Source organism: Luteibacter sp. dw_328 (genome assembly GCF_018449605.1).
Taxonomy (GTDB): Bacteria; Pseudomonadota; Gammaproteobacteria; order Xanthomonadales; family Rhodanobacteraceae; genus Luteibacter.
In genome coordinates, this window is record NZ_JAAVUW010000003.1 from 433,319 (window position 1) to 456,525 (window position 23,207).

Genomic DNA, 23,207 nt, shown 5'->3' on the forward strand with positions numbered 1-23,207 from the left:
TCAGCCCTGCGCCCTGATCTTCGCGGTAAGCACGTGGTCTTCCCACAGCCCCTCGATCTTCAGGTAGCGCTTGGCATAGCCTTCCTTCTCGAAGCCTAAACGCGCGAGAAGGCGGCCACTCCGGTCATTGCGCGGCATGTAATTCGCCATCACGCGATGGAAGTCCAGAGGGCCGAACGCATAACGGATCGCGGCGTCCAGGGCTTCGACCATGAGGCCCTGGCCTTCGTGCTTTCGCGCGATGCCGTAGCCGAGATGGCAGGCCTGGAAGACGCCACGGACGACGTTGGCAAGTGTGAATGTCGCGATGATTTCGCTGCCGTCGGGCGTCAGTACGACGAACGGAAATCCGCGATCCGCCCTCGCCGCTTCGAGGCCCGCCTCGATGGCGAGCCGGCAGCCTTCCGCGGTGTAGTGCGTTTCGGTCCGCAAGGGCTCCCACGGTCGCAGGTGCTCGCGATTCTCCACACGGTAGCGGCGCAATAATTCGGCCTCTTCCGGATCGAGAAGGCGGATCACCGTTCTTGGCGTCCGCATGCGGATGGGTTCGCTCATGCAGCGAGCGCCTTCGCGTGGTGGCGCAGGTGGTCTTCCACGAAGGTCTGGATGAAGTAGTAGCTGTGGTCGTAGCCAGGCTGCATGCGCAACTGGAGCAGCTGGCCCGCTTCTTCGCAGGCCGCCTCGAATCGCTGGGGCTGCAGTTGCTTCGTCAGGAAGCCGTCCGCTTCACCCTGGTCGATCAGGATCCGGCCGTCGAAACGGGCGCCGTCCCTGATTAACTGGGTGGCATCGTGCAGGGCCCAGCCCTTGCGATCCTCACCGAGATAGCGCGGGAATGCCTTCTCGCCCCACGGCACGCTGGCGGGCGCGACGATAGGTGCGAACGCTGACACCGAACGGTAACGGCCGGGATTGCGCAGTGCGATGGTCAATGCACCGTGTCCGCCCATGGAATGGCCAAAAATGCCCTGCCGGCTCATGTCCAATGCGAATCGTTCCGCCACCACGCGGGGCAGTTCGTCGACGACGTAGCTGTACATGCGAAAACGTGAAGACCACGGTGCTTCGGTGGCGTCCAGGTAAAAGCCTGCGCCCTCACCGAATTCCCAGTCGCCGGTGGCGCCGGGGAAGCCCGTATCCCGCGGGCTCGTATCCGGCATCACTAGCGCGATGCCGAGCTCCGCAGCGATTCGCTGCGCGCCGGCCTTGATCGTAAAAGTTTCAGCGGTACACGTCAGACCGGCGAGGTACCACAGGACAGGAACAGGCCCGTTTTCGGCCGCAGGAGGCATGAAAACCGCAAAACGCATCGTACCGCCGCACGCTTCGGATGCATGGGAATAGAACCCCTGGATGCCGCCGAAGCAGCGTTGTTCCGAGACCGTCTCGATCGTCGTCATGCCCTTCTCTCCGTACGAAAGCTGACCGGGAAGTGTAACGCCGACGCAACAAGTGGCTATGGCCCGCCTCACCGGGCGCCCATCGCTGCTACAATACCGCTACTGCCCGGCGCCGCTTCCGCCGCCGCGCCCCCTCTTCGAGGTCGCCATGTCATCCCCCGATACAGATAACGCTCCGGCTCAGCCCGGCTTTAGCGCGCTCGCGCTCGACGAAAAAGTGATGCGCGTTTTGGCCGAAGTCGGCTACGAAGTGCCGTCGCCGATCCAGGCCGCCACCATTCCGCCGCTGCTCGAAGGCCGCGACGTCATCGGCCAGGCGCAGACCGGCACCGGCAAGACCGCTGCCTTCGCGCTGCCCGTGCTGTCGCGCATCGACCTGAAACCCGGCAAGCCGCAGGCGCTGGTTCTCGCGCCCACCCGCGAGCTCGCCATTCAGGTCGCCGAAGCCTTCCAGAAATACGCCACCTATATGCCCGGCTTCCAGGTCCTGCCGATCTACGGCGGCCAGAGCTACGGCCCGCAGCTGCAGGGTCTCAAGCGCGGCGCGCAGGTCATCGTCGGCACGCCGGGTCGCGTCATCGACCACCTGGACAAGGGCACGCTGGACCTTTCCGGCCTGCGCTTCCTGGTGCTTGACGAAGCCGATGAAATGCTTCGCATGGGCTTCATCGACGACGTCGAAAAGCTGCTGCAGGCCACGCCGAAAACCCGTCAGGTCGCCCTGTTCTCCGCGACCATGCCGGCGCCGATTCGTCGCATCGCGCAGACCTACCTGAAAGACCCGATCGAGATCACGATCAAGAACAAGACCACGACCGCGGCGAACATTCGCCAGCGTTACTGGTTCGTCAGCGGCATACACAAGCTCGACGCGCTGACCCGCATCCTCGAAGCCGAAAGCTTCGACGCGATGATCGTGTTCACCCGTACCAAGCAGGCCACCGAAGAACTCGCCAGCAAGCTGCAGGCAAGGGGCTTCCTGGCCGCCGCGATCAACGGTGACATCGCCCAGGCGCAGCGTGAGCGCGTGATCGACAACCTGAAGTCCGGCAAGCTCGACATCCTCATCGCGACCGACGTTGCCGCTCGCGGCCTCGACGTCGAGCGCATCAGCCACGTGCTGAACTACGACATCCCGCACGACACCGAGTCGTACGTGCACCGTATCGGCCGTACCGGCCGCGCCGGTCGCAGTGGTGAGGCGATCCTCTTCGTCACCCCGCGCGAGAAGAACCTGCTCCGCCAGATCGAGCGCGCCACGCGTCAGCCGATCGAACAGATGCAGCTGCCGACGATCGAAGCGGTCAACGACACGCGCATCAACAAGTTCAACCAGAAGATCACCGATACGCTGGCGCAGGGCGACCTCGGCCTGTTCCAGCAGATGGTCGAGAAGTTCGAGCAGGAACACAACATTCCCGCCACCGAAATCGCCGCGGCACTGGCCAAGATCGCCCAGGGCGACCAGCCGCTGCTGCTCGAGCCGCCGGCCAAGCGCGAATACACCGAGCGTCCGCCGCGCGAGTTCGATCGCGAGCGTCCTCAGCGCGACTTCGACCGCGATCGCGGTCCGCGCAGCGAGGGCAGTGGTGACTTCAACGACCGTCGTCCGGTTCGCGAAGGCATGCGCCAGCCGCGTCCGCACACCACGGAAGCCGGCAAGCGCACGTACCGCATCGAAGTGGGCCACGAGCACGGCGTCAAGCCGGGCAACATCGTCGGCGCCATCGCCAACGAGGGCGGCGTCGAGGCCAAGTTCATCGGTCGCGTGAGCATCCGTGACGACTACAGCCTGATCGACCTGCCGGAGGGCATGCCGCCGGAGATCTTCACCCACCTGAAGAAGGTGTGGGTCGCCCAGCAGCAGCTGAAGATCGCCGAGTGGGACGGCGTCGAAGCCCCGCAGAGTGGTAACGGCGGCAACGCTTCGCGTCCGCCGCAGCGCAGCTTCCGTCCCCAGGGTGCACGCCCCGGTGGTCCGGGCGGCGCAGCCGGTCCCGGTGGCGGCAAGCCGCCGCGCAAGAAGCGCGATTACTGAGTAACCGCAAAAAAGGCACCTTCGGGTGCCTTTTTTGCGGTTCTTCGCGGATTACCGGGGCCCGGGCGCTCGGGTTTCGGGCGGGGCATTCTTTCGCAACTCGCAACTCGCGCATGGCTCGCCTTCGGCCTCGCGGGCTTGGCTTCGCCGTCGCTTCGTACACTTGGGCGTCTCGCGGGGAGACCTTGGTGTCCACCCTCGCTGCTCAGACACGTCCTCCGCGTTCGAAAGGGAAGGCCGCTCACGCGGCCCATGTACTTAACTGGCCTACGGCCGCTCCACTTGTGCGGAACTCGCCTCGAGGGTGGACACCAAGGTCTCTCACGACGATACGGTTCAGTGGAAGGAGAGCCGTTGGGCGGGGTGGCCGCCGAAGTCGGCTGTCACGGCAGTCGCGCTGGTACGACCATTCCGGCTCGGGGAGCGCCTTCCTCGCCACTGCGCCGCCTCGCGCGGACGATCGCGACCGGCGCGACGCGGTTGACCGTTCCGCGATGCCGACGAGCCAGCAGCCGAAGCAGCGTTGCTTCGGCTCGACCCACACGAACCTCAGGGATGGGAAGAGCCTTCGGTGCCCACCCTCGAGGCGAGTTCCGCACAAGTGGAGCGGCCGCAGGCCAATAAGAACATGGTCCGCGCAGCGGACTTTCCGGTACGAAACGCGGAGGACGTGTCTGAGCAGCGAGGGTGGGCACCGAAGGCTCTGCGCCGCTACGCCTGCGCACCGAAGGCTCTGCGCCGCCACGTCTACACGCCGAAGGCTCTGCGCCTCACCGTCTTCGGCGTCCCCGGCATTCCGCGAAGAACCTTTTTATCGTTCGCGACGATGACCGCTGAGGGCTCGCCGCTGAAGCGGCTCCTACAAAAGCGGTGCTGCATTGTGCTGGTTGTTTGCTCGAACACACGCAACCTCGCGGCTTCCAACGCGCCAGATCAACGCCCGAAGTCAGCGAGCGTGAGCGGCTGCATGCCGTGCTTGATGCGTGCCTTGTCGCACTGCGGGCTGGGCTCGCCGTTTTCCCATGCCGGCTTCAGGTCGTGGCAGGGCGACGGACGCACTTCATAAATGCCGCAGTGCGCAGCCACACCCACCTCGCCTACCAGCGACTTGCAGCGCGGCTGATAGGCGTTGGTGCCGTGCATGTTGACCCGGTGCGGATCGAGGTTTTCGGTCAGCGCCGACGGCACGATGCCGCCGGCGAGATCGGTTTCCATCCAGTGGAAGGCCACACGAAACGTTGCGCAGCACGCGCCACAGAGAAGACAGGGATGGGTCATACGTCGCTTGTGTCAGATCGAACCGGAGAAAGTGTTGCACTTGCCGATGTCACCGGATGCGAGACCCGTCTTGAACCACTTCACGCGCTGCGCCGAGGTGCCGTGCGTAAACGAGTCGGGCACGACCCTGCCTTGCGACTGCTCCTGCAACGTATCGTCGCCGATGGCGGTGGCCGCGTTGAGTGCCGACTCGACATCGCCGGACTGCAGCCACTGCTGGCGTTGCTGGGACTTGTTAGCCCATACCCCGGCAAAGCAGTCGGCCTGAAGTTCCTGCCTCACCGAAAGCCCTGTGGCACCTTCCATACGGGCACCACGACGGCGCGCATCGCTCACCTTGTCGAACACGCCGACGAGGTTCTGCACGTGATGGCCAACCTCATGGGCAATGACATACGCACGGGCGAAGTCGCCCGCCGAATGAAACCGCTGCTGCATGGTCTGGAAGAAATCCAGATCGAGGTAGACCTTCTTGTCGCCCGGGCAATAGAACGGTCCCACCGCCGACGAGGCCGAGCCACAGGCCGTGCGCACACCGCCGTGGAACAGCACTAGCTTCGGGCGTTCGTAGGTCTGGCCGTTGGCCGCGAATATCTCACCCCAGGTGTCTTCGGTCTCGCCGAGAATGGCGCGGACAAAGTCCACCTGAGGGTCGCTGGACGCCGCCTGGTGCGGTGCCGACTGCGTTTGCTGCTGGGGTGCCGCACCGGGCTCGCCCTGCCCGAGCAGAGCCGTGGGGTCTTTGTAGAACACCATGCCAAGGATAGCCAGGATGATGATGCCGCCGATGCCGAGACCCCGCCCTCCGAAGGAAGGGCCTCCGCCACCACCGCCTTCACCCGCGTCTTCCACGTTGTCGCTTCTACGGCCTTTTTGCCAGAGCATGGCGCCCTCCTCCCATGGGTGTGTCCCCGGAGCGAGACACGGTCGGCATGATCGCATGGACCAGAACCGCTAGACTCGGCGGCTGAATACGCTCCTCCGGATAGGTTTCATGACCAGTCAGCTCCCCGCCGTCGTCACCCTGCTCACCCTGCTCCTGATGTTCGCCACCGTGTGGCTGGTGGGTCGGGCGCGTCATCGCTACGGCATCAAGGCGCCATCCATCTCCGGCGACCCGGCGTTCGAACGCGCCTGGCGGGTACAGATGAACACCCTGGAGAACGCGGTGATGTTCATCCCCGCGCTTTGGCTGGCTGCCCAATACGCCGACCCGCTCTGGGCCGGCATCGCCGGGCTGATCTGGCTCGTCGGCCGCGTCTGGTACGCCTGGGCCTATGCACGCGAAGCCTCGCGCCGCGGCCCGGGCTACATGGTGTCGATGATCGCCTGGGCAGTGCTGATGCTGATGGCCGCCGGTGGGATCGGCATGGCCATCATGGAGAACAATGCGGCGCCGGCCGAGGAAGCCGCCGCCTGACCGGTTCATTCGTCGTCTTTGGCCAGTGCCAGCACGCGAACGCGCTGGATGCGGGCGCCTTCCATCGCGGTGACCTCGAAGGCGAGGCCGTCGGTTTCGAAGCGGTCGCCGGCGCTGGGCAGACGGCCCAGCTGCTGCAGCACGAAACCGGCAAGGGTGGAGAAGTTGCCGTCACTGGCTCCCGGCAGCCGGTGGCCGAGCAGGTGCTCCACACGACGCACATCCAGGCTTGCGTCGAGCAGCCACGCGCCGTCCGGCTCACTCACCGCTGACGGATCGCCCTCGCTGGTCTCGTCGGGGAATTCACCCGCAATCACTTCAAGCACGTCGGCCGGTGTCACCAGGCCGAGGATGCTGCCGTATTCGTCGACCACCAGGGCCACCTGCAGGGGCGCACGACGGAATTCGTCGATGAGGCGAAGGACACTGAGCGACTCGAGCACCGTGATGGGCTTGCGCACGACGCGTTCGGTTTCCAGGCGCCCGTGGTCGGCAAGGCTGGCGAGAAGGTCGCGCGACGATACGACGCCGACCAGTTGGTCGAGATCGCCGTTGGCGACGAGCATCCAGTGATGTGACGACTCGCGTGCCTCGGTCAACAAGGTCTGCAGGTCCTCGCCAGGATCGACCCAGACGATTTCGGTACGCGGTGTCATGATCGAGCGGACCGGACGCTGCGAGAGGTCGAGCACGCCCTGCACCATCTCCAGCTCGTCCTTGCCGAACACACTCGTGTCGTTGGTCTCGGTGGCAGGCGTGCTCTTGCCGTTGTCGCCTTCGTCGTCCGGCGCACCGCCCAGCAGACGCAGCACGGCCTTCGCCGTGCGGTCACGCATGATCCGGCCACCCACCAGCAGCGATCGCCGGCGATTGCGCCGCATGGTCTGGTTGAACGCCTCGATCATGATCGAGAAGCCGATCGCGGCGTACAGGTAGCCCTTGGGAATGTGGAAACCGAAGCCTTCGGCGATCAGGCTGAAGCCGATCATCAGCAGGAAGGACAGGCAGAGGATGACGATCGTCGGGCGCGCGTTGACGAACACGGTCAACGGCTTGCTCGCCGTAATCATCAGGCCCATCGCGATCACCACGCCGATCATCATGATCGACAGGTGGTCCACCATGCCGACCGCGGTGATCACCGAATCCAGCGAGAACACGGCATCGAGGATGACGATCTGCGCCACGACCAGCCAGAAACTGGCGCGGCGCGCGGCCTTGCCGTCGTTGTCATCGTCGGCTTCGAGGCGCTCGTGCAGTTCCAGGGTCGCCTTGAACAACAGGAAGGCGCCGCCGATCACGAGGATCAGGTCGCGCCAGGACAGGCCGAAGCCGTTCCAGCTGAACAACGGGCGGGTGAGCGTGACCAGCCATGACATGGCGGCGAGGAGGCACAGGCGCATCACCAGCGCCAGGCCGAGACCCATGAGCCGCGCCTGGTCGCGCTGGCGGGCGTGAAGCTTGTCGGCGAGGATCGCGACAAAGACGAGATTGTCGATACCGAGAACGATCTCCAGCACGATCAACGTGAGAAGACCCGCCCAGGCCGAAGGGTCGGCAAGCCAGTCGAAAGCGAACATGGGTCGGCGCGGAAGGCGCCCGGTTTCCTCCGGAAGGGACGCAACACTATACAGGGGGCACATGACGGTCTGTGCCAGAAGCGCCGTTGCGGTCGCCCATGCCGTCGGCTACGGTGGCTCATGCCTCACGATCTCTCGCCTTCCTCCGCTCCCCTGGACACCGCCCCCACCCCCTCCGACGTGCCGGCACGAACGCCCGGGACGATCGAGACGGCCTTGACCATCCTTGCCTACTTCGCGCTGCAGGCGGGCTTCGGCGGCGCGTTCGGGGGCGCCTCCCAGCTGATCGCCCGGACCTTCCCCACGGCCGTGCCGGACCAGCCCGATCGGCTGATCGTGGTGGTGATCCTTACGCTCCTGTGCGCCGCGGGGGTGGTCGTAACATGGATTGTGCGACGCTGGGCGGCAAAAACGGTCGACGGCGGCCGCGGTGGTCTCGGCTTCACCGAGCCGCCGGGGCGCTACGTGGTGATCGGCACGGCGCTCGGCATCCTCGCGCCGCTGCTGGGCGGCCTGCTCACCCAGTTCCTGGCGGGCGACCACGACGTGAGCCAGACAGTAACCGACATCGCGGATCGCGCGCACGTCGGCATGCGGGTCGCCCTGCTCCCGGCCGTCGTGCTGGTCGGCCCGCTGGTCGAGGAAGTGCTTTTCCGCGGTGCGCTGCTCTCGGTGCTACGCACGCGCCTCGGTGACGGCTGGGCCGTCGCGATCTCCGCCATCGTCTTCGGCGCGGTGCACCTGCCCGATCTGGCTTGGCTCTGGTATGCGGTGCCCAACCTGATCCTGGTCGGTGTCTTCTGCGCATGGCTACGGGTGCGCAGCGGGTCGATCTGGCCCGGCTTCGTGGCCCACGCCGCCAACAATGCGCTGGCGACGGCAGGCTGGTTCTTCAGTACCTGAGGGGTCAGAGCGTCTCGAGCGATGCCACGTGGCGAGACAGACGCGGCCCGGCATAGCACTGTGAACCGACGGGAAGCAGCCCCACCTCGTTGAACGCGGCCCGGTACCAGCGGGCCGGTCGTGACAGGAAACCTTCGCGATCGCCACCGGGATCGTCCTCGCGTGTATAGAGCTCCAGGAAGGCCAGGCCTTCGAGCATCTCGCCGATACCGGTCAGGCCGGCGCGGATTTCCGCGGGCTTGAGGTAATGCAGCACATCGGTGCAGACGATCAGGTCGAAGCGGGTATCGAAGCGCAACTCGGCGAGCTGGCCGAAACGCGCATAGCCGATGTTTCGCGAGCGGCCGTAACGCGCCACGGCGTATTCGCTTGCCTCGAGCCCGCGATATTCGATCCCGGGCCGCATCTTCCGCAGGACGGCCCGCCAGGGTGCCTCGCCGCAACCGATGTCGAGAACATTGCGTACCGGGTGGCCAAGATAGAACTCGGCCTGGGCGAGGACCATGGCGACCTTGCGGTTAAGCTCGGCGGGCGAGCCCACGGCGTGGTCCGCACTCCGGTACCACTTGTCGAAATAGGCCTGGTCGTAGGACTTGGGCATGGTGTACAGCCGCCGAAAACGCCCATGTTAGCCGGGCCTACACTTCGGGCATACATGCCCGGCCGCAGCATCGGAGGTCATTGATCGAGGAGAACCCCATGCCCCGCATCCAGCTCCGCATTACCGGCGACCGCGACATCTTCGACGACGTCGTCACCGCCATCCACGGCATCGACCGCGTGGAACGCGTGGAAGAGATCGACGACTTCGGCATGGGCGTCCGCGACGATTCCAGCTCGAGCGAACTATCCGACGATGTCGGTTCCCGCACCTTCACCGTTGAGGTCGAAGTGCCGAACGATAAAGTCGGCGAGCGCGTGCGTGAGGTCGCCGAGGAAACGGCCGGCAACCGCGAGGCCGCCATCGAATTCATCGGCGACGACGAAATAGAAATGTAGGAGCCGATTCATCGGCGATCCCGCAGCAGCGGGCCAGGTCACAGGTTCTTGCGGTCAGGTGGCGGTAAACCTTCGGCGCCGGCACCCGTTTAAGGTGTAGCGACACCGAAACCGGAGGTTCCATGCGAGCGTTGGCCGCTGCCGTACTTTTCGCCTTCGTCGCCTTGCCTGCCGCGGCGCGCGACGATGCCCTGTCGAAGGAAGACGTCGCCTGGCTGGACCGGGTGACCTTTGGTGTGGACTCGGCAACCATCGCGAGCTACCGCGACCTCGGTCGGCGGCGTTTCCTCGACCGGCAACTGCATCCCAAAGCGGATGGCCTTCCTGCCGACGTGCGCGCGCAGATCGACGGCTTCGATGTCACCAGGACACCCATGGCGACCCTGGTGGCGCAGGTACGCGACCAGTACCGCGATATCAACGCCATGCCCGATGGCGATGGAAAACAGGAAGCGAAGAAGGCCCTGCAGAAACAGGGCAACGAGTACGCGCAGCAAGCACAGGCGACCGAGTTGCTCTACGCCATCTACGACGAGAACCAGCTGCGCGAGCAGATGGTCTGGTTCTGGCTCAACCACTTCAGCGTATTCCAGCAAAAGGGTCGTGTGCGCTGGGCGGTCGCCGACTATGCGCAGAACACCATCCGGCCGCATGCACTGGGCAAATTCCGCGACCTGGTCATGGCCACGCTGAAGAGCCCCGCCATGCTGGAGTATCTGGACAACGTGCAGAACGCACGCGACAAGATCAACGAAAACTACGCGCGCGAGCTGATGGAGCTGCATACGCTTGGCGTTGGTAGCGGCTACAGCCAGGACGACGTGCAGAACCTCGCACGCATCCTCACGGGCGTGGGCGTGAACTTCGACGGCCAGCCGCGCAAGCTCAAGCCCGACATGCAAGCGTATTACGTGCAGGAAGGCGTCTTCGAGTTCAATCCGAACCGTCACGACTTCAGCGACAAGCTATTGCTCGGCAAGCCGATCAAGGGCGGCGGCTTCGACGAAGTGGAGAAGGCCGTCGACCTCATCGTGAGCCAGCCGGCGTGCGCGACCTTCATCTCGACGAAGCTGGCGCAGTACTTCGTCGCCAACGATCCGCCGCCCGAGCTCGTCAAGGCCATGGCCAAGACGTTTCGTCACACGGACGGCGATATCGCCGCCGTCATGGACACGATGCTGACGTCGAAGGCGTTCACGGCGTCGCTTGGCAAGCGCTATAAGGATCCGACCCAGTTCCTTGTCTCGACGATGCGCCTGGCCTACGACGGCAAGCCCGTCGCTAACCCGCGCCCGTTGGTGAACTGGATCAGCCAGCTCGGCCAGGCGCCGTTCGGCCGGATCACGCCGGATGGCTGGCCGACCAACGATTCGGAATGGTCCAGTTCTGGCCAGGTGGCCAAGCGCTTCGAGATCGCGAGATCGATCGGTAGCGGCGCGAATCACCTGTTCGACCTTGACGAAGCCGGCACCCATGCTCGCGGCGGTTTTCCGCAGCTGACCACACCGACGTACTACGCGACCATCGAGCCGTACCTGGCACCGAAGACGCGCGATGCGCTCACCCAGGCCACATCTCAGCAGGAATGGAACACCTTCCTGCTCTCGTCCCCCGACTTCAACTACCGCTGAGGCCTCCCATGGATCGCCGCCAGTTCCTGCTAGCCGCCACCGCTACCGTGCCCGCCCTCATGCTGGGTGGCAAGGTGTTTGCCGCGCCCGCATCGTCACCGCGTTTCCTGCTGGTATTCCTCCGCGGTGGCTACGACGCCAACAACATGCTCGTGCCCTATTCAAGCGATTTCTATTACGAATCGCGGCCTAGCATCGCGCTGGCAAAGCCCGATACGGGCAATCCGAAAGCCGTTCGTGCGCTCGATGCGAACTGGGGCCTCACGCCGGCACTCGCCGCATCCATGGGCCCCTTGTGGGATAAGCGACAGCTCGCCTTTATTCCGTTCTCGGGCACAGACGATCTCTCACGCAGTCACTTCGAGACCCAGGACAATATCGAAGCCGGCGAAGCGGGAGATGCGCGCAACTACGGCTCGGGGTTCATGGGCCGTCTTTCGGGCGTCTTGCGCGGCTCGCCGCCGATCGCCTTCACGGATGCCTTGCCGCTATCGTTCCGCGGTGCCGGCGACATTCCGAACATCTCACTCAAGGGCGGCAGCAAGGCGGTTTTCGACGACCGCCAGTCGAAGATTCTTGCCAGCATGTACGAGGGCACGTCGTTGCAGGCAGCGGCTACCGACGGACTGGAACTTCGCCAGCAGGTGTCGCAGGATCTGCAGACCGAGATGGTCGCTGCCAGCCGCGGCGCGGTTAACGCACGCGGCTTCGCGCAGCAGGGCCAGCGCATGGCCACGCTCATGCGCGATCGCTTCCGGCTCGGCTTCGTGGATGTGGGCGGCTGGGATACCCACGTGAACCAGGGCGGAGCCGATGGTCAGCTCGCCAACAACCTCGACAATCTCGGGCAGGGACTTGCAAGTTTTGCCGATGGCCTCGGTGAGGCCGAGTGGAACAACACCGTCGTCGTCGTCGTATCTGAATTCGGGCGCACCTTCCGCGAGAACGGGAACAAGGGCACCGATCACGGTCACGGCACGACGTACTGGGTTCTCGGCGGCAAGGTCAACGGCGGCCGTGTCGCCGGTCAACAGGTCGCGGTGAACGCAGGGAGCCTGTTGCAGAACCGCGACTACCCCGTGCTCAACAACTACCGCGATGTGCTCGGCGGTCTGATGCGCCGCACGTACGGGCTGTCCGATGCCGACCTCGCCAAGGTGTTCCCGGGAGCGAAGCCACGCGACTTGCAGCTCGTTTAGGGCTGCCAGGTCTGCCCGTCGGGGTCCGTCAGCTGGCGATCCAGATAGAACGCCGCGCTGATGAACGCAAGATGCGTCAGGGCTTGAGGGAAATTGCCGAGCTGTTCGCCCCGCAGGCTCAGCTCTTCGGAGAACAGCCCGAGGTGGTTCGAATACAGCACGCCGCGCGCCATGATCTCGCGCGCCTCGTGCAGACGACCGGCGCGCGCCAGGCATTCCACGTACCAGAACGTGCACGTGGTGAACGCGCCCTCGCCGCCCTCCAGCCCGTCGTCGTTGCGGTAACGGAATACCATGCCGTCGTCGGTGAGCTGGTCGCGGATGGCGTCCAGGGTAGCGAGCCAGACCGGGTCGGTGGCAGACACGAAACGAACCAGCGGCATCATCAACAGGGAGGCATCCAGGTCGGTGCCGCCCTTCGCCTGCACGAAGTGGCCGTGTTCGGGATGCCGGAAGTGGGTCCATATGTCCTCAGCGATACGGTCGCGCTCGGCCGCCCATTCGACGATGGGACCGGGCAGCGAGCGTTTGCTGGCCAGACGCACCGCGCGATCGAGCGCCACCCAGCACATCAGCCGCGAATGCAGGAACTCACGTTTCGCGTCGCGGATCTCCCAGATGCCCTCATCGGCCTCCTTCCAATGGCGACGCACGTGATCGACCATGCGCACCACGTGCAACCAGCCGGAGCGGCTTATCGCCCGGCCGTATTTGTTGGCCAGGTAAAGGCTATCCATCAGCTCGCCGAAGATATCGAGCTGGGTCTGGCTGCGCGCCGCATTGCCGATCCGCACGGGCCGGGAGTCCGCATAGCCGGAGAGATGATCCAGGACGTCCTCGTCGGCCGCTTCGCTACCATCGATCGCGTACATGATGCGCAGCTCGGCGTGCTCGTCCAGATCCGTCAGACGCGCTTCGACCCATCGGCGAAAGTGCTCCGCCTCCTCGATATAGCCGAGCCGCATGAAGGCGTAAACGGTGAACGACGCGTCGCGAATCCAGGTGGCGCGGTAATCCCAGTTTCGCCCTTCGCCCGTCGCTTCCGGCAGACCGAACGTCGCCGCTGCAGCGATCGATCCGTGTTGGTGCGACGTCAGCAGTTTGAGGACGAGGGCCGAACGATCGACGCGCTCGCGCCAGCGTCCACGATAACTGGATTTTCGCGTCCAGCGTCGCCATGCCTCAGCGGTGTCGTCGAACGCCGCCCTGCACTCCAGGGCATCGAGCGGATCATGGGCCTCGTCGCAAAGGACAAACCACACCTCGTCACCCGGGCCCAGTTCAACTTCGGCGTGTGCGCCGCCCTGGTCGTCATCGATCATGACCGGCACCGACGACCCCAGGCGCAGCGATTGCGGGCCGTCGTGGAACACGACCGTGTCGCCGTAAACTCCCACCTGCGGCACGCTACGGGCATAGCCAAGCCGTGGACGGCAGTTCACGCGGATGCGCACGTTGCCGCGCGGAACGCGGATGCAGCGCAGCACGCTTACCGGCACGCGTGGATCGGTCGCCGGATGCGGCATGAAGTCGGTGAGCTCCACGCTACCCGCCGCCGCCATCCATCGGGTCATCAGGATGTTCGTCTCCGGCACGTACAGCTGCATCGTGCGTGCGTCGGCCAGATCGGGCGTTACCGTGAACTCGCCACCCTTCTCCGGATCCAGCAGACCCGCGAAAACCGTAGGACTGTCCATGTGGGGCCAGCACATGAAATCGATGGTCCCGTCGCTGGCGACCAGCGCCGTGGTGTCGAGGTTGCCGATGATCCCGTGCTCGCCGATGCTACGGCCGGGCACAGGATTGAGCGGATCGCGCGCGGCACGGGTGCTGGACTGATGCATGGCGGAGAAATGCCATAGCCCACGTGAAGAACGTCAGAACTCCAGCCGGTAGGCCACCTTCACAAGGCCTTCCTCGATGTCCTTCAGTCCGAAGCCGCGACGGAACTGCGAGCCCAGCTCGTCCTCCGTGTCCTGCTGATAACCACCACGGTTGTAGACGATGTAGAGGTTGGACAGTGGCGCGATCTCGTAACGGTAGCGGATCTGGAAGCCAAGGTTGGCCACGCCCAGCCCGTCTACGTGCTCGTTTGAAGGCACGGCACGCCCTTCCGGGTCGATCTCGTAGGCCTGGCGTAACTTTGCGCCGACGGCCAGGGTCTGCAGCTTCACGCGCAGCTCCTGTTTGTTGCCGAAATTCCAGTTCACACCGCTGTCGATGCCGACGGTCCGGCCGTCGAACGAGCCAACCAGGTTCGACACCTGTGAACCGCGGTCCTGCCAGATCAACCAGTTCGGGTCCCACTCGTAGCTTGCACCGGCGAAGACGCTAAAGGCATCGGTAATAAAGTACGTCGGGGTGAACTTGAAGTAGTAGGAGAGACGGTGGTATCCGGTGAGTTGGTTGCCACCGATGAAGCCCTCGTCCTTCCAGCTCCAGTGGCCGATACGCGGACTCTCGCGCTCATAGGTGAGCTTGGCGGTTGGCGGCGTATGCAACGGGTTACCGCCGCGGGTGAGCAGGTCATCGTAGGCTGCGGTGAACGCGTCGAGCCGCCACTCTTCATCACCGCCATCGCGACGCCGGCTGTCACGCTGGATGCGGAAGCGGCGGGAGATGCGCCGCCCTTCCGTGTTGTCCTGCGCGGAGACGCGGTAGCGCCACAGATGCGAAGCATACGCAGAGTCCGCCGGCAGATCGGTCACGCGTTGCCGCACTTCCCAATGCAGGTATGCCATGTCGTTACGCGGGAGATAGCCGAAGTCGTCGATGTCGAGCCGATGCCCGAAGTACATGCCCAGCCACTGCTGGCTCCATACCGGCGTCATCTCCCAGAACGCGATGCTGGTCGCGCCCAGTCCGGATGCGTTCGCCTGCGGCTGGTCGATCTTGCTGCCGACGATGTTGCTGGTAAGGGTAAACGTCTCGCTCGGTTGCCAGCGGTGATCGAAACCAAGGACATTTGCATCACGATCCAGGAAGGGATGATTCACCCGCGTGGCAAGCATGCCGAAGGTCTGCGTGCCCTCGGTCTGGGTGAGCCGCAAGGCACCGAACGTGCGGCCGTCATCACCCTTTTCCTGCGCGGTGAGGATGCCATAGCTGGTGTCGCCCACGCTGCCATTAACCTTTACTGCAGCCGAGATATCCGCCGGACCATGGCCATCATCGGACTCGCCACCGACACGCCGCGTATAGACCAGTTGCGAGTAATCGTCGAGCAGGCTGAAGTCGAAAATACCCTGGTTCTCGGTAAAGAACGGGCGCTTGTCGGTGAAGAAGGTTTCTTCCGGCGAGAAGTTCACGACGAGGTCGTCACTCTCCACCTGACCGAAATCGGGATTGATCGTGGCCGTCAGCTGCGTCTGTCCGTTCGGTTTCCACACGATGTCCGCACCTTCCTGGAAGGATGCGCCGCCGTGGCCACGGTCCACCCGTCCGACCAGGTAAGGCGTCACCGCGAAAAGCGATTGCGAGTAGGAGGGCAACGAAACTTTCTGGAAACTGGAAAGAAAACGGCCCTGGTCGAAGCTGATCGCCGGCCATGCCATGCGCTCACCCGTCGCAGCAATGACCCGGTCGATATAGAGGCCGATGTGGCGGTTGTCGCCCTCGGCGCGGCGCATCGGCGCGATGTACCAGGGAATCAGGATTTCCACCGAATAGCCTTCCGCGTCTTCGCTGACCGCGTGGTCCCAGCGACCGTCCCAGTCGTAACTGAAGTCGGATTCGTTGGTGATGACCTCGTCCGCGACACCGCCCTGCGAGCGCACTTCGAAGTCGTAGCCGACGCGGCCATCGCCGTCGAAGTCGACCATGACGTTGATGCGGTCGACGAGGGCATCCTCGTCGCGGCGCGTCTGCTGCTTCGAGCGTGGAACATCGGCGGACTGCGTGACGCGGATGGCCACGGCGAGGCCTTTCGGTGTGGACAGCACCCAGGCCTCGGTCGGCTGGCTGCCAGGCTTACCGGTCTTGGGCTGGGTGTCGCGAAAGTCGGTGATGTGTTGCGCGCCCGCCCATTCCGTCGGGTCGATGTGGCCGTCGATCGTTACCTCGGCGTGGACCGAGCAAGCAGCGAGGCAGAGCGTGGCGAACAGGGCGAAGCGGCGATGCATGGGTCATCCGGGACGTGGAATCTTGCGGATAGGATGCCGCCCGCTTCGCAAAGGTTTGCCATGACCCTTGGCCCATGCGCTCAGTCACGCTCCCTGATGAGGTCGATCAGCGCACGCAACGTGGCCGGCACGTGGCGTCGGCCCGGGTAATACAGGCACAGCCGGTCGAAGGGAGGGTTCCAGTCCTCCAGGACGCGCTCCAGCGTGCCGGCCGCAAGATCCTCCGCCACGTTGAACTCGGTCAGGTAGGTCAGCCCCAGGCCGGCGCGGGCGGCTTCCAGCATGAGGTCGGGCTGGCCCAGCGTCACCTGCCCCTCCACGTCGATGCTGACCGCCTCGCCGTGGCGTTCGAATTCCCAGTGGTAGATATGCCCGGCAGGCATGCGGGCTCGGATGCAGCGATGCTTTGCCAGATCGACAGGTGTCTGCGGCCGGCCGTGCGCCGCGAAGTAGGCAGGTGAGCCCACCACGGCAAAACGGATAGGCGGCCCCATCGGCACGGCGATCATGTCGCCGGGCACCGTGTCGACGGTACGGAAGCCGGCGTCGAAGCCCTCTCGAACGATGTCGATCATGCGTTCTTCGGTGACCAGATCGAGATGGACGTGCGGATAGCGCTGCAGATAGGGGATGAGGAACGGCAGCATCAGCCAACGTGCGGCGCCGGTGGAGGAGTTGAGGCGCAAGGTACCGCTGGGTGTCGCCGCCTCTTCGCCTGCGCGGTCGATGGCGTCGCGGATGCCCGCGACGGCCGGCGCGAGGTCGGCCACGAACCGTTCGCCAGCGTCGGTAAGGCGAACGCTGCGTGTCGTCCGATGGAATAGCCGCGCTCCCAATCGGGCTTCCAGGGAAGCCACCGACTGGCTGAGTGCCGAGGTCGACATCTCCATCTCGGCCGCCGCGGCGCGGAAGCTTCCCAGCCGGGCCACCGCCAGCACCGCCTCGAATTCCGTCAGTCCTGAACGCATTGTCCGCTCCACCTTCATGGCCCATCCGGATTTGTCCGGCTTATCAGGCTAATCCTTTGCGCCCATCCTTTCCATCGAACCCCCTCCCCTTCCCGAGAATCTCATGCACACGATCGACCAGATCTACATCGACGGCGCGTTCGTTACACCGCACGGCGAAGAGCGCTTCGAGCTGTTCAACCCCGCCACCGAAGAAGTCATCGGCACCGTCCGCCTCGCCGACCAGGAAGACGCCCACCGCGCCATCGCTGCCGCCAAGCGCGCCCTCCCGGCTTTCTCCCGCACCACGGTTGCCGAGCGCATCGCCCTGCTCCGCCGCATGCATGCGGCTGTCGAGGCACGTGGCGACGACCTCTTCGCCGCCGTGCTCGAGGAGTACGGTGCGCCGGTCAATCGCGGCCGCTGGATGGTCGGGCACGCGTCGAGCGTGTTCCTCGACGCCATCGAGACGCTCGAGCACTTTGCCTTCGAGCGTCGCATGGGCACGGCCACCGTGGTCATGCAGCCGGTCGGCGTGGTCGGCCTCATCACGCCTTGGAACAGCGATGCCGGCTTTATCTGCGGCAAGCTCGCCACGGCCATCGCCGCCGGCTGCACCGCGGTGATCAAGCCGAGCGAGATGAGCGCCCTGCAGACGCGTGTCGTCACCGAGGCACTGCACGCGGCGGGCGCACCGGCCGGTGTGTTCAACATCATTACCGGTCGTGGCGACGTGGTCGGCGCGGCCATCGTCAGCAGCCCGGACATCGCCAAGATCTCGTTCACCGGCTCGACCGCTGTCGGCAAGGGCATCGTCCGCGCGGCCGCCGATACGCTCAAGCGCGTCACCCTGGAGCTCGGTGGCAAGTCCCCCGTGGTCATCCTCGACGACGCCGACTTCGATGCTGCGGTACCGCTTGCCGTCATGGCCGGTTTCGCGAACAGCGGCCAGGCCTGCATTGCCGGGACGCGCCTGCTCGTGCCGCGCACGCGCCTTGCGGACTTCGAAGCACGCATGGCCGCAGCCGCGAATGCCGTCGTTTCGGGCGACCCCGCCGACCACGCCACGGACGTCGGCCCCATGGTCAGCCTCAAGCAGTGGGAGCGTGTCCAGGGTTACATCAGCAAGGGCATCGCGGAAGGCGCGCGCCTGATCGCCGGCGGTGAAGGTCGTCCGGACGGTCATTCACGTGGCTGGCTGGTCCGTCCCACCGTCTTCACCGATGTGCGCAACGACATGGTCATCGCGCGTGAGGAAATCTTCGGACCGGTGCTGTCGATCATTGCCTACGACGACGAGGAGGACGCCATCGCGATCGCCAACGATACGCCGTACGGACTGCAGGCCTATGTGCTGTCCTCGGATGCGGCCCGCGCACGTCGCGTCGCCTCGCGCATCGATGCCGGCCGCGTGCTGGTCAACACGATTGCGCACGAGCCGAAGGCTCCGTTCGGTGGCTTCAAGCAATCCGGACTGGGACGCGAATATGGCAGCTTCGGTCTCGAGGCGTATCTTGAACCGAAGGCCTTGCTGGGTGTGGACGCCTGATATCGACGGTCAATGCGACTTGGCGATGTCCACCGCGGTAAGCGTCAGCGTCGCGCGGTGGACGAACCCCAGCTTCTCGTAAAGCCGCGTGGCACCTTCGTTGCCTGCGGAAACGTGCAGGAAGGAAACCAGTCCCTGCGCGCGATGCCGGTTCACTAATGCCACAAGGAGGGCGCGTGCCAGGCCACGTCCGGCGAACTCCGGATGCGTGCACACGGCGCTGATTTCGCGGGCACCCGGGACCGCCATCCGCTCGCCGGCCATCGCGATGAGCCGGCTCTCCTGCAGCACGCCCACATAAGTACCCAGTGCCGCCGAGTGCTCGCGGAAGAATTCCGGGTAGACCAACGAGGTCAGTGCACGCATGCGTTCGCGGTGCTCGTTGCCGAGCACGGACACGGTCTCCTCCGTCTCCAGGTCGGGAGCATCCAGCGGACGCACGAGCTGGAGGGTATCGGGGACCGCGTGCCCGGCATCGACCGGTGCGGGTATCCAGCGCTCCGGAAGGACCGCTGGCGCCACGCCAAGGAAGTAACGCCGGCCCACCAGCCGCGGATCATCAGCCACATGCGCAGCCGGGCTCGCCACCGCCACGAAGGGTGCATAGGCATCGCCATACCAGAGCGCATCGCCCGATCGCCGGGCCAGCGCTGCGTGCTCACCGGTCAGCGAGTACCACAGCGGGTTATCGAGTACGGAGGGATCCATGCCTGCCTTCCGATGACGAATGACACATCATGGGGGTCAACCCAAGCGCATCACAACCGGCTCTGCTACTTTTCCTCTGGTTCGCACTCAATCCGGGGATCCCATGCTCGCTCGTACCTGCCTTGTTCTCGCCCTCGCCGTCGCCCTGCCCGCCGTCGCCGAGGAGGCGAAGAAGGCACATACGCCAACGGCCAAGGAGCTGCTGGCCAAGTCGACCGCCGCCGAATGGCGCACCCCGGACCCGCAGAACCTCGTCTACATGGACCTGCCCCAGGGCCAGGTCATCATCGAACTCGCACAGGACTGGTCGCCGGAACATGCGGCGAACATCCGCACGCTGATCCGCGAGCATTACTTCGACGGGACCCAGGTCATCCGCGTCCAGGATAACTTCGTCACCCAGTGGGGCGACCCCGACGGCGACGACAAGAAGAAGGCCAAGAGCCTGGGCACCGCGAAAGAGACCCTGACTCCCGAGTTCACCCGCAAGCTGGGCGGCAAGGCCATCCCCTTCACCAAGCTGCCGGATGGGGATGTCTACGCGCCGGAAGTCGGCTTCTCCGACGGCTTCCCCGTGGCCCGTGACGCCAAGGCCGGCGAAGCGTGGATCACCCATTGCTACGGCACCGTGGGCGTGGCTCGCGACGTCGGCGCCGAGACCGGCAACGGCAGTTCACTCTACGCCATCATCGGCCAGGCCCCGCGTAACCTCGACCGCAACCTCGCCGTCGCCGGCAAGGTCATCAAGGGCATGGAATTCCTCGCCGCCTACCCGCGCGGTGGTGAGCCTATGGGTTTCTACGACAAGCCCGAGCAGCGCGTGACGATCAAGAGCGTGCGTCTCGCTGCGGATGTTCCGGAAGCCCAGCGTACGCCGATCCAGGTACTGCGCACCGACAGCAAGACCTTCGCCGCCGTGATCGAAGCCAAGCGCAATCGCAAGGACGATTTCTATACGCGTCCCGCCGGGAAGATCGACCTGTGCAATATCAGCGTGCCGGTGCGTGATCCTTCGAAGCCTGTCGCACCCTGATCGGCGATCCCGCGTCAGCGGGCCAGATATCAATCAGCGTCCGAACCCGCCGCCTTCTCGCTCACAATCTCCTCGCGTAACGCACGCAGCTTCGCCTTCAACGTCGCCTCGTTCTCTGGCCCCAAGCGGATCATGAACTTCTGCCCGACCGACAACTGCTCGAGTGACTGGTTGGCGTAAACGTAGCCGACTTTCTCCGGAAGCAGCTGTTGGTTGCCTTTCGGCTCCGGTGCGGCAAGCAGGTGGTCGATCACCTCGATGAGGCGATCGTTGAAATAGCCATTCGTACCAAGGTCACGGTACGCCTGCTGGAACAACGGATAGTTGCGTTTGTACCAGGTAGCCGCCGCCTTGGTATTCATACGATCGGCCACGTACATATACGTAGCGTACCGGTCGATGTTCTTCTTCGACGCAACGAAGTTGCCGTCGTCGGATACCACCTGGAGACGACCCGTCGGCGTACGCAAGGGCACGACGTTCATGCCGACGCTCTGCTTCGGCAGCGCGTCGATGGTGGAAACCATGCGCGAGATGATCGCTTCCGGACGCAGCAGCGACTTCAACGCGCCGTCGCTGGTCAGGGCCATCAGCCCGGCGAGGACATCGTCGTCGCTCTGGTCCAATGGCGGCAGCGCGGCGGTGGATCCGCCGGCAGGGCCGATGGGATGCTGCACGAGCGGCGCATCGTGCACGGTGGTCGACGTTGCGGACGCCACCGGACCGTTGGAGAAGGCCGGTGCGGTTATCGCATCGCGCGCCTGCTTTTCACGGTAGATGAAGATGCCGACCACGACCAGAATCGCCACGATCAGCAAACCCGCAACCCACTTCGAACCCGATGACTGACTGCTCAACGCACTCGCTCCTGCCAAAACCTAGCCCCATGGGACTACGAACGGCAGGTTTGGTTCAAGGTTGACCGGGAAACTGGTCCTCATCGATCACGTAGTCACGGAATCGACGACCGCCGACGAAGCCGAGGTCGAAACCGTAGACCAGACGTACCGCGAGGTTCGTATCCACGTGGCAATGAACGCGCGAGACCAGGTTTCGAGCCACATTCCGCGCGAGATTCTCATCATCGAGCCCGGTACCGCGTAATGACACCGTGGCGCTGGTGCAGGTGCGAGGCGTGCCTTCGACAGGTGTCCAGCGAATCCACGCAGCGCGCACCAACGGCGGACCCAGCGTAGGCAGCAGCGTCGCCGGTGCCGACGAGCTCGGCGCAAAAGCAACGTAGACAGGATATCCCGCCACGCTGATGGGTACGCCGATTACCACGAAGATTGCCGCGATGGCGAGGTGCGGTCGCCACAACGTCAGGCCGCTCAACGCCTGGCGCGACGCCCGGCCTCGCACGACGAATGCACCCGACGCCAGGTCATGCAGACCCTGACGGGTCGAGCGATTGAAAGCGAGCACGTAGAACGACGCTATCGCCAGCCCGCCCATGAGACCGCTGGCTGCACGCTCGTCATAGGAAGCATCGCTCATGACGACGATGGTGCCGCTGAACATGATCGGCGCCACGAGAACGGCGGCACGAAGGAACGATTTGGGTAACGGCACGACGCGGCCGGCCATGTCGACCACTCGAAGCCCGAGCGCTCGTTTTCCCGGCGTGGATGCGCCAAAGCTGCCGCTGTCGAGCAAGCCGAAATAGAGGGTGGCAACCACGAACCCGATCAGTCGATCCCAAAGGCCGAGCCACGCCAGCTGGTCGAACAGGAGCTGGCCAAGGATGTAGCCGCCTAGCGCCAGGATCACCCAGTCCACGGCAAAAGCAGCTAGCCGCCGCCAGAACCCCGCCAGCGGCACCCGTCGCTGCGGTGCCCCTGAAACATCGTCCATACCACCCCCTTGTATCCACCCATGATGCACTGGACCGACCGCTTGCGGGAAGGGCCACCCGGCACCTAGGCTGGTCTCGCCGGGCATCCCCCCATGGTCCGGCACCAGGGCACCACCCCATCGATAACGTCTGTAGGAGGAACCATGGCTTTCTCTGCACGGCAAGACGCTGCCCCGATCGCGGGCATCAATGTCACCCCGCTCGTCGACGTCCTTCTGGTCCTGTTGGTCATCTTCATGATCTCGGCACCGGTGATCGCCCATAAGGCGCGCGTGGACCTGCCATCGGCAGGCTCGCAACCGCCCGCGGCGATGCAGGAACCCATCGACATCACCATCGAACCCAACAGCATGACGTTCTGGAACCACGTATTGGTCACGGATGCTGCGCTGGCGACGCAGATGCAGATCCTCGGCTCGCGGGAAGGCGAGAAGCCGGCGATCCACATCGCCGCGTCGGACGATGCTTCTTACGAGGACGTGGCGAAGGTACTCGCCGAGGCGAAGGTCAACGGGCTCGCGAAGATCGACTTCGTGAACCGTTGAC

General features: G+C 64.7%; 21 protein-coding genes. 9 read left to right on the forward strand and 12 right to left on the reverse strand.

Annotated features, from left to right (window positions below):
- Complete coding sequence (gene rimJ, locus HB634_RS09825) at positions 1-555, reverse strand: ribosomal protein S5-alanine N-acetyltransferase (protein ID WP_213948432.1); 555 nt, start codon at positions 553-555, stop codon at positions 1-3.
- Complete coding sequence (gene fghA / locus HB634_RS09830) at positions 552-1,400, reverse strand: S-formylglutathione hydrolase (protein WP_218625448.1); 849 nt, start codon at positions 1,398-1,400, stop codon at positions 552-554. Before fghA ends, rimJ begins: the two co-directional genes overlap by 4 nt.
- Positions 1,401-1,548: 148 nt before the next feature.
- Here fghA and HB634_RS09835 point away from each other — a divergent pair, with 148 nt between their 5' ends.
- Positions 1,549-3,438: a DEAD/DEAH box helicase gene (locus HB634_RS09835; protein WP_213948433.1), complete on the forward strand. Its 1,890-nt coding sequence runs from the start codon at positions 1,549-1,551 to the stop codon at positions 3,436-3,438.
- 933 nt (positions 3,439-4,371) lie between these two features.
- Here the strand turns inward: HB634_RS09835 and HB634_RS09840 are convergent.
- Both HB634_RS09840 and HB634_RS09845 read right to left on the reverse strand, forming a co-directional pair.
- The gene (locus HB634_RS09840) at positions 4,372-4,716 is read right to left on the reverse strand and encodes a YkgJ family cysteine cluster protein (protein ID WP_213948434.1); all 345 of its coding nucleotides are present in this window, start codon (positions 4,714-4,716) and stop codon (positions 4,372-4,374) included.
- A gap of 12 nt (positions 4,717-4,728) precedes the next feature.
- Positions 4,729-5,601 (reverse strand): neutral zinc metallopeptidase, encoded by an 873-nt coding sequence (locus HB634_RS09845; RefSeq protein WP_213948435.1) that lies wholly within the window; start codon positions 5,599-5,601, stop codon positions 4,729-4,731.
- Positions 5,602-5,710: 109 nt separating this feature from the next.
- Here HB634_RS09845 and HB634_RS09850 point away from each other — a divergent pair, with 109 nt between their 5' ends.
- Positions 5,711-6,136 (forward strand): MAPEG family protein, encoded by a 426-nt coding sequence (locus tag HB634_RS09850; RefSeq protein WP_063572439.1) that lies wholly within the window; start codon positions 5,711-5,713, stop codon positions 6,134-6,136.
- 5 nt (positions 6,137-6,141) lie between these two features.
- On the opposite strand, the gene HB634_RS09855 is transcribed toward HB634_RS09850, so the two are convergent.
- Positions 6,142-7,716: a TerC family protein gene (locus HB634_RS09855; protein ID WP_063572438.1), complete on the reverse strand. Its 1,575-nt coding sequence runs from the start codon at positions 7,714-7,716 to the stop codon at positions 6,142-6,144.
- A 120-nt stretch (positions 7,717-7,836) separates the two neighbouring features.
- Between HB634_RS09855 and HB634_RS09860 the strand changes: the two genes are divergently transcribed.
- A complete protein-coding gene (locus tag HB634_RS09860) occupies positions 7,837-8,619 on the forward strand; it encodes a CPBP family intramembrane glutamic endopeptidase (protein ID WP_213948436.1) in 783 nt (260 codons plus the stop codon).
- A gap of 4 nt (positions 8,620-8,623) precedes the next feature.
- On the opposite strand, the gene HB634_RS09865 is transcribed toward HB634_RS09860, so the two are convergent.
- The gene (locus HB634_RS09865; RefSeq protein WP_213948437.1) at positions 8,624-9,220 is read right to left on the reverse strand and encodes a class I SAM-dependent methyltransferase; all 597 of its coding nucleotides are present in this window, start codon (positions 9,218-9,220) and stop codon (positions 8,624-8,626) included.
- Between the two features lie 98 nt (positions 9,221-9,318).
- Between HB634_RS09865 and HB634_RS09870 the strand changes: the two genes are divergently transcribed.
- From HB634_RS09870 to HB634_RS09880, 3 genes are all read left to right on the forward strand, one after another.
- Positions 9,319-9,618, forward strand: coding sequence for a hypothetical protein (locus HB634_RS09870; protein ID WP_063572435.1), 300 nt, complete (start codon positions 9,319-9,321; stop codon positions 9,616-9,618).
- Positions 9,619-9,740: 122 nt separating this feature from the next.
- Complete coding sequence (locus HB634_RS09875) at positions 9,741-11,249, forward strand: DUF1800 domain-containing protein (protein WP_213948438.1); 1,509 nt, start codon at positions 9,741-9,743, stop codon at positions 11,247-11,249.
- A gap of 8 nt (positions 11,250-11,257) precedes the next feature.
- Positions 11,258-12,448 carry a DUF1501 domain-containing protein gene (locus tag HB634_RS09880; RefSeq protein WP_213948439.1) on the forward strand — a complete coding sequence of 397 codons (1,191 nt, stop codon included), beginning with the start codon at positions 11,258-11,260 and terminating at the stop codon, positions 12,446-12,448.
- On the opposite strand, the gene HB634_RS09885 is transcribed toward HB634_RS09880, so the two are convergent.
- The 3 genes from HB634_RS09885 to HB634_RS09895 form a co-directional block, all read right to left on the reverse strand.
- On the reverse strand, positions 12,445-14,292 hold the full coding sequence (locus HB634_RS09885; protein ID WP_213948440.1) for a glycoside hydrolase family 15 protein: 1,848 nt from the start codon (positions 14,290-14,292) through the stop codon (positions 12,445-12,447). The two genes, HB634_RS09880 and HB634_RS09885, sit on opposite strands and share 4 nt — an antisense overlap.
- A 33-nt stretch (positions 14,293-14,325) precedes the next feature.
- Positions 14,326-16,569, reverse strand: coding sequence for a DUF5916 domain-containing protein (locus tag HB634_RS09890; RefSeq protein ID WP_213948441.1), 2,244 nt, complete (start codon positions 16,567-16,569; stop codon positions 14,326-14,328).
- An 80-nt stretch (positions 16,570-16,649) separates the two neighbouring features.
- Positions 16,650-17,537 (reverse strand): LysR family transcriptional regulator, encoded by an 888-nt coding sequence (locus HB634_RS09895; protein ID WP_213948442.1) that lies wholly within the window; start codon positions 17,535-17,537, stop codon positions 16,650-16,652.
- Between the two features lie 103 nt (positions 17,538-17,640).
- Here HB634_RS09895 and HB634_RS09900 point away from each other — a divergent pair, with 103 nt between their 5' ends.
- The gene (locus HB634_RS09900) at positions 17,641-19,065 is read left to right on the forward strand and encodes an aldehyde dehydrogenase family protein (RefSeq protein ID WP_213948443.1); all 1,425 of its coding nucleotides are present in this window, start codon (positions 17,641-17,643) and stop codon (positions 19,063-19,065) included.
- 9 nt (positions 19,066-19,074) lie between these two features.
- Here HB634_RS09900 and HB634_RS09905 read toward each other — a convergent pair whose 3' ends face one another.
- The gene (locus HB634_RS09905) at positions 19,075-19,773 is read right to left on the reverse strand and encodes a GNAT family N-acetyltransferase (protein WP_213948444.1); all 699 of its coding nucleotides are present in this window, start codon (positions 19,771-19,773) and stop codon (positions 19,075-19,077) included.
- A 103-nt stretch (positions 19,774-19,876) separates the two neighbouring features.
- Between HB634_RS09905 and HB634_RS09910 the strand changes: the two genes are divergently transcribed.
- The gene (locus tag HB634_RS09910; protein ID WP_063573742.1) at positions 19,877-20,806 is read left to right on the forward strand and encodes a peptidylprolyl isomerase; all 930 of its coding nucleotides are present in this window, start codon (positions 19,877-19,879) and stop codon (positions 20,804-20,806) included.
- 29 nt (positions 20,807-20,835) lie between these two features.
- On the opposite strand, the gene HB634_RS09915 is transcribed toward HB634_RS09910, so the two are convergent.
- Entirely contained in the window at positions 20,836-21,663 is an 828-nt protein-coding gene (locus HB634_RS09915; RefSeq protein ID WP_213948445.1) for a DUF3014 domain-containing protein, read from the reverse strand.
- 55 nt (positions 21,664-21,718) lie between these two features.
- Positions 21,719-22,660 (reverse strand): RDD family protein, encoded by a 942-nt coding sequence (locus tag HB634_RS09920; protein ID WP_213948446.1) that lies wholly within the window; start codon positions 22,658-22,660, stop codon positions 21,719-21,721.
- A gap of 144 nt (positions 22,661-22,804) precedes the next feature.
- Between HB634_RS09920 and HB634_RS09925 the strand changes: the two genes are divergently transcribed.
- Positions 22,805-23,206 carry a biopolymer transporter ExbD gene (locus HB634_RS09925; RefSeq protein WP_213948447.1) on the forward strand — a complete coding sequence of 134 codons (402 nt, stop codon included), beginning with the start codon at positions 22,805-22,807 and terminating at the stop codon, positions 23,204-23,206.
- The last annotated feature ends 1 nt before the right edge of the window (position 23,207 follow it).

What these genes read in the sequence shown, in the direction of transcription:
- HB634_RS09910 (WP_063573742.1), top strand. Translation starts at nt 19,877, where the DNA reads ATGCTCGCTCGTACCTGCCTTGTTCTCGCCCTCGCCGTCGCCCTGCCC.
- HB634_RS09895 (WP_213948442.1), bottom strand. Translation starts at nt 17,537, where the DNA reads ATGCGTTCAGGACTGACGGAATTCGAGGCGGTGCTGGCGGTGGCCCGG.
- HB634_RS09925 (WP_213948447.1), top strand. Translation starts at nt 22,805, where the DNA reads ATGGCTTTCTCTGCACGGCAAGACGCTGCCCCGATCGCGGGCATCAAT.
- HB634_RS09835 (WP_213948433.1), top strand. Translation starts at nt 1,549, where the DNA reads ATGTCATCCCCCGATACAGATAACGCTCCGGCTCAGCCCGGCTTTAGC.
- HB634_RS09880 (WP_213948439.1), top strand. Translation starts at nt 11,258, where the DNA reads ATGGATCGCCGCCAGTTCCTGCTAGCCGCCACCGCTACCGTGCCCGCC.
- HB634_RS09920 (WP_213948446.1), bottom strand. Translation starts at nt 22,660, where the DNA reads ATGGACGATGTTTCAGGGGCACCGCAGCGACGGGTGCCGCTGGCGGGG.
- HB634_RS09905 (WP_213948444.1), bottom strand. Translation starts at nt 19,773, where the DNA reads ATGGATCCCTCCGTACTCGATAACCCGCTGTGGTACTCGCTGACCGGT.
- HB634_RS09900 (WP_213948443.1), top strand. Translation starts at nt 17,641, where the DNA reads ATGCACACGATCGACCAGATCTACATCGACGGCGCGTTCGTTACACCG.
- fghA (WP_218625448.1), bottom strand. Translation starts at nt 1,400, where the DNA reads ATGACGACGATCGAGACGGTCTCGGAACAACGCTGCTTCGGCGGCATC.
- HB634_RS09890 (WP_213948441.1), bottom strand. Translation starts at nt 16,569, where the DNA reads ATGCATCGCCGCTTCGCCCTGTTCGCCACGCTCTGCCTCGCTGCTTGC.
- HB634_RS09850 (WP_063572439.1), top strand. Translation starts at nt 5,711, where the DNA reads ATGACCAGTCAGCTCCCCGCCGTCGTCACCCTGCTCACCCTGCTCCTG.
- HB634_RS09875 (WP_213948438.1), top strand. Translation starts at nt 9,741, where the DNA reads ATGCGAGCGTTGGCCGCTGCCGTACTTTTCGCCTTCGTCGCCTTGCCT.
- HB634_RS09855 (WP_063572438.1), bottom strand. Translation starts at nt 7,716, where the DNA reads ATGTTCGCTTTCGACTGGCTTGCCGACCCTTCGGCCTGGGCGGGTCTT.
- HB634_RS09870 (WP_063572435.1), top strand. Translation starts at nt 9,319, where the DNA reads ATGCCCCGCATCCAGCTCCGCATTACCGGCGACCGCGACATCTTCGAC.
- rimJ (WP_213948432.1), bottom strand. Translation starts at nt 555, where the DNA reads ATGAGCGAACCCATCCGCATGCGGACGCCAAGAACGGTGATCCGCCTT.
- HB634_RS09865 (WP_213948437.1), bottom strand. Translation starts at nt 9,220, where the DNA reads ATGCCCAAGTCCTACGACCAGGCCTATTTCGACAAGTGGTACCGGAGT.
- HB634_RS09860 (WP_213948436.1), top strand. Translation starts at nt 7,837, where the DNA reads ATGCCTCACGATCTCTCGCCTTCCTCCGCTCCCCTGGACACCGCCCCC.
- HB634_RS09840 (WP_213948434.1), bottom strand. Translation starts at nt 4,716, where the DNA reads ATGACCCATCCCTGTCTTCTCTGTGGCGCGTGCTGCGCAACGTTTCGT.
- HB634_RS09885 (WP_213948440.1), bottom strand. Translation starts at nt 14,292, where the DNA reads ATGCATCAGTCCAGCACCCGTGCCGCGCGCGATCCGCTCAATCCTGTG.
- HB634_RS09845 (WP_213948435.1), bottom strand. Translation starts at nt 5,601, where the DNA reads ATGCTCTGGCAAAAAGGCCGTAGAAGCGACAACGTGGAAGACGCGGGT.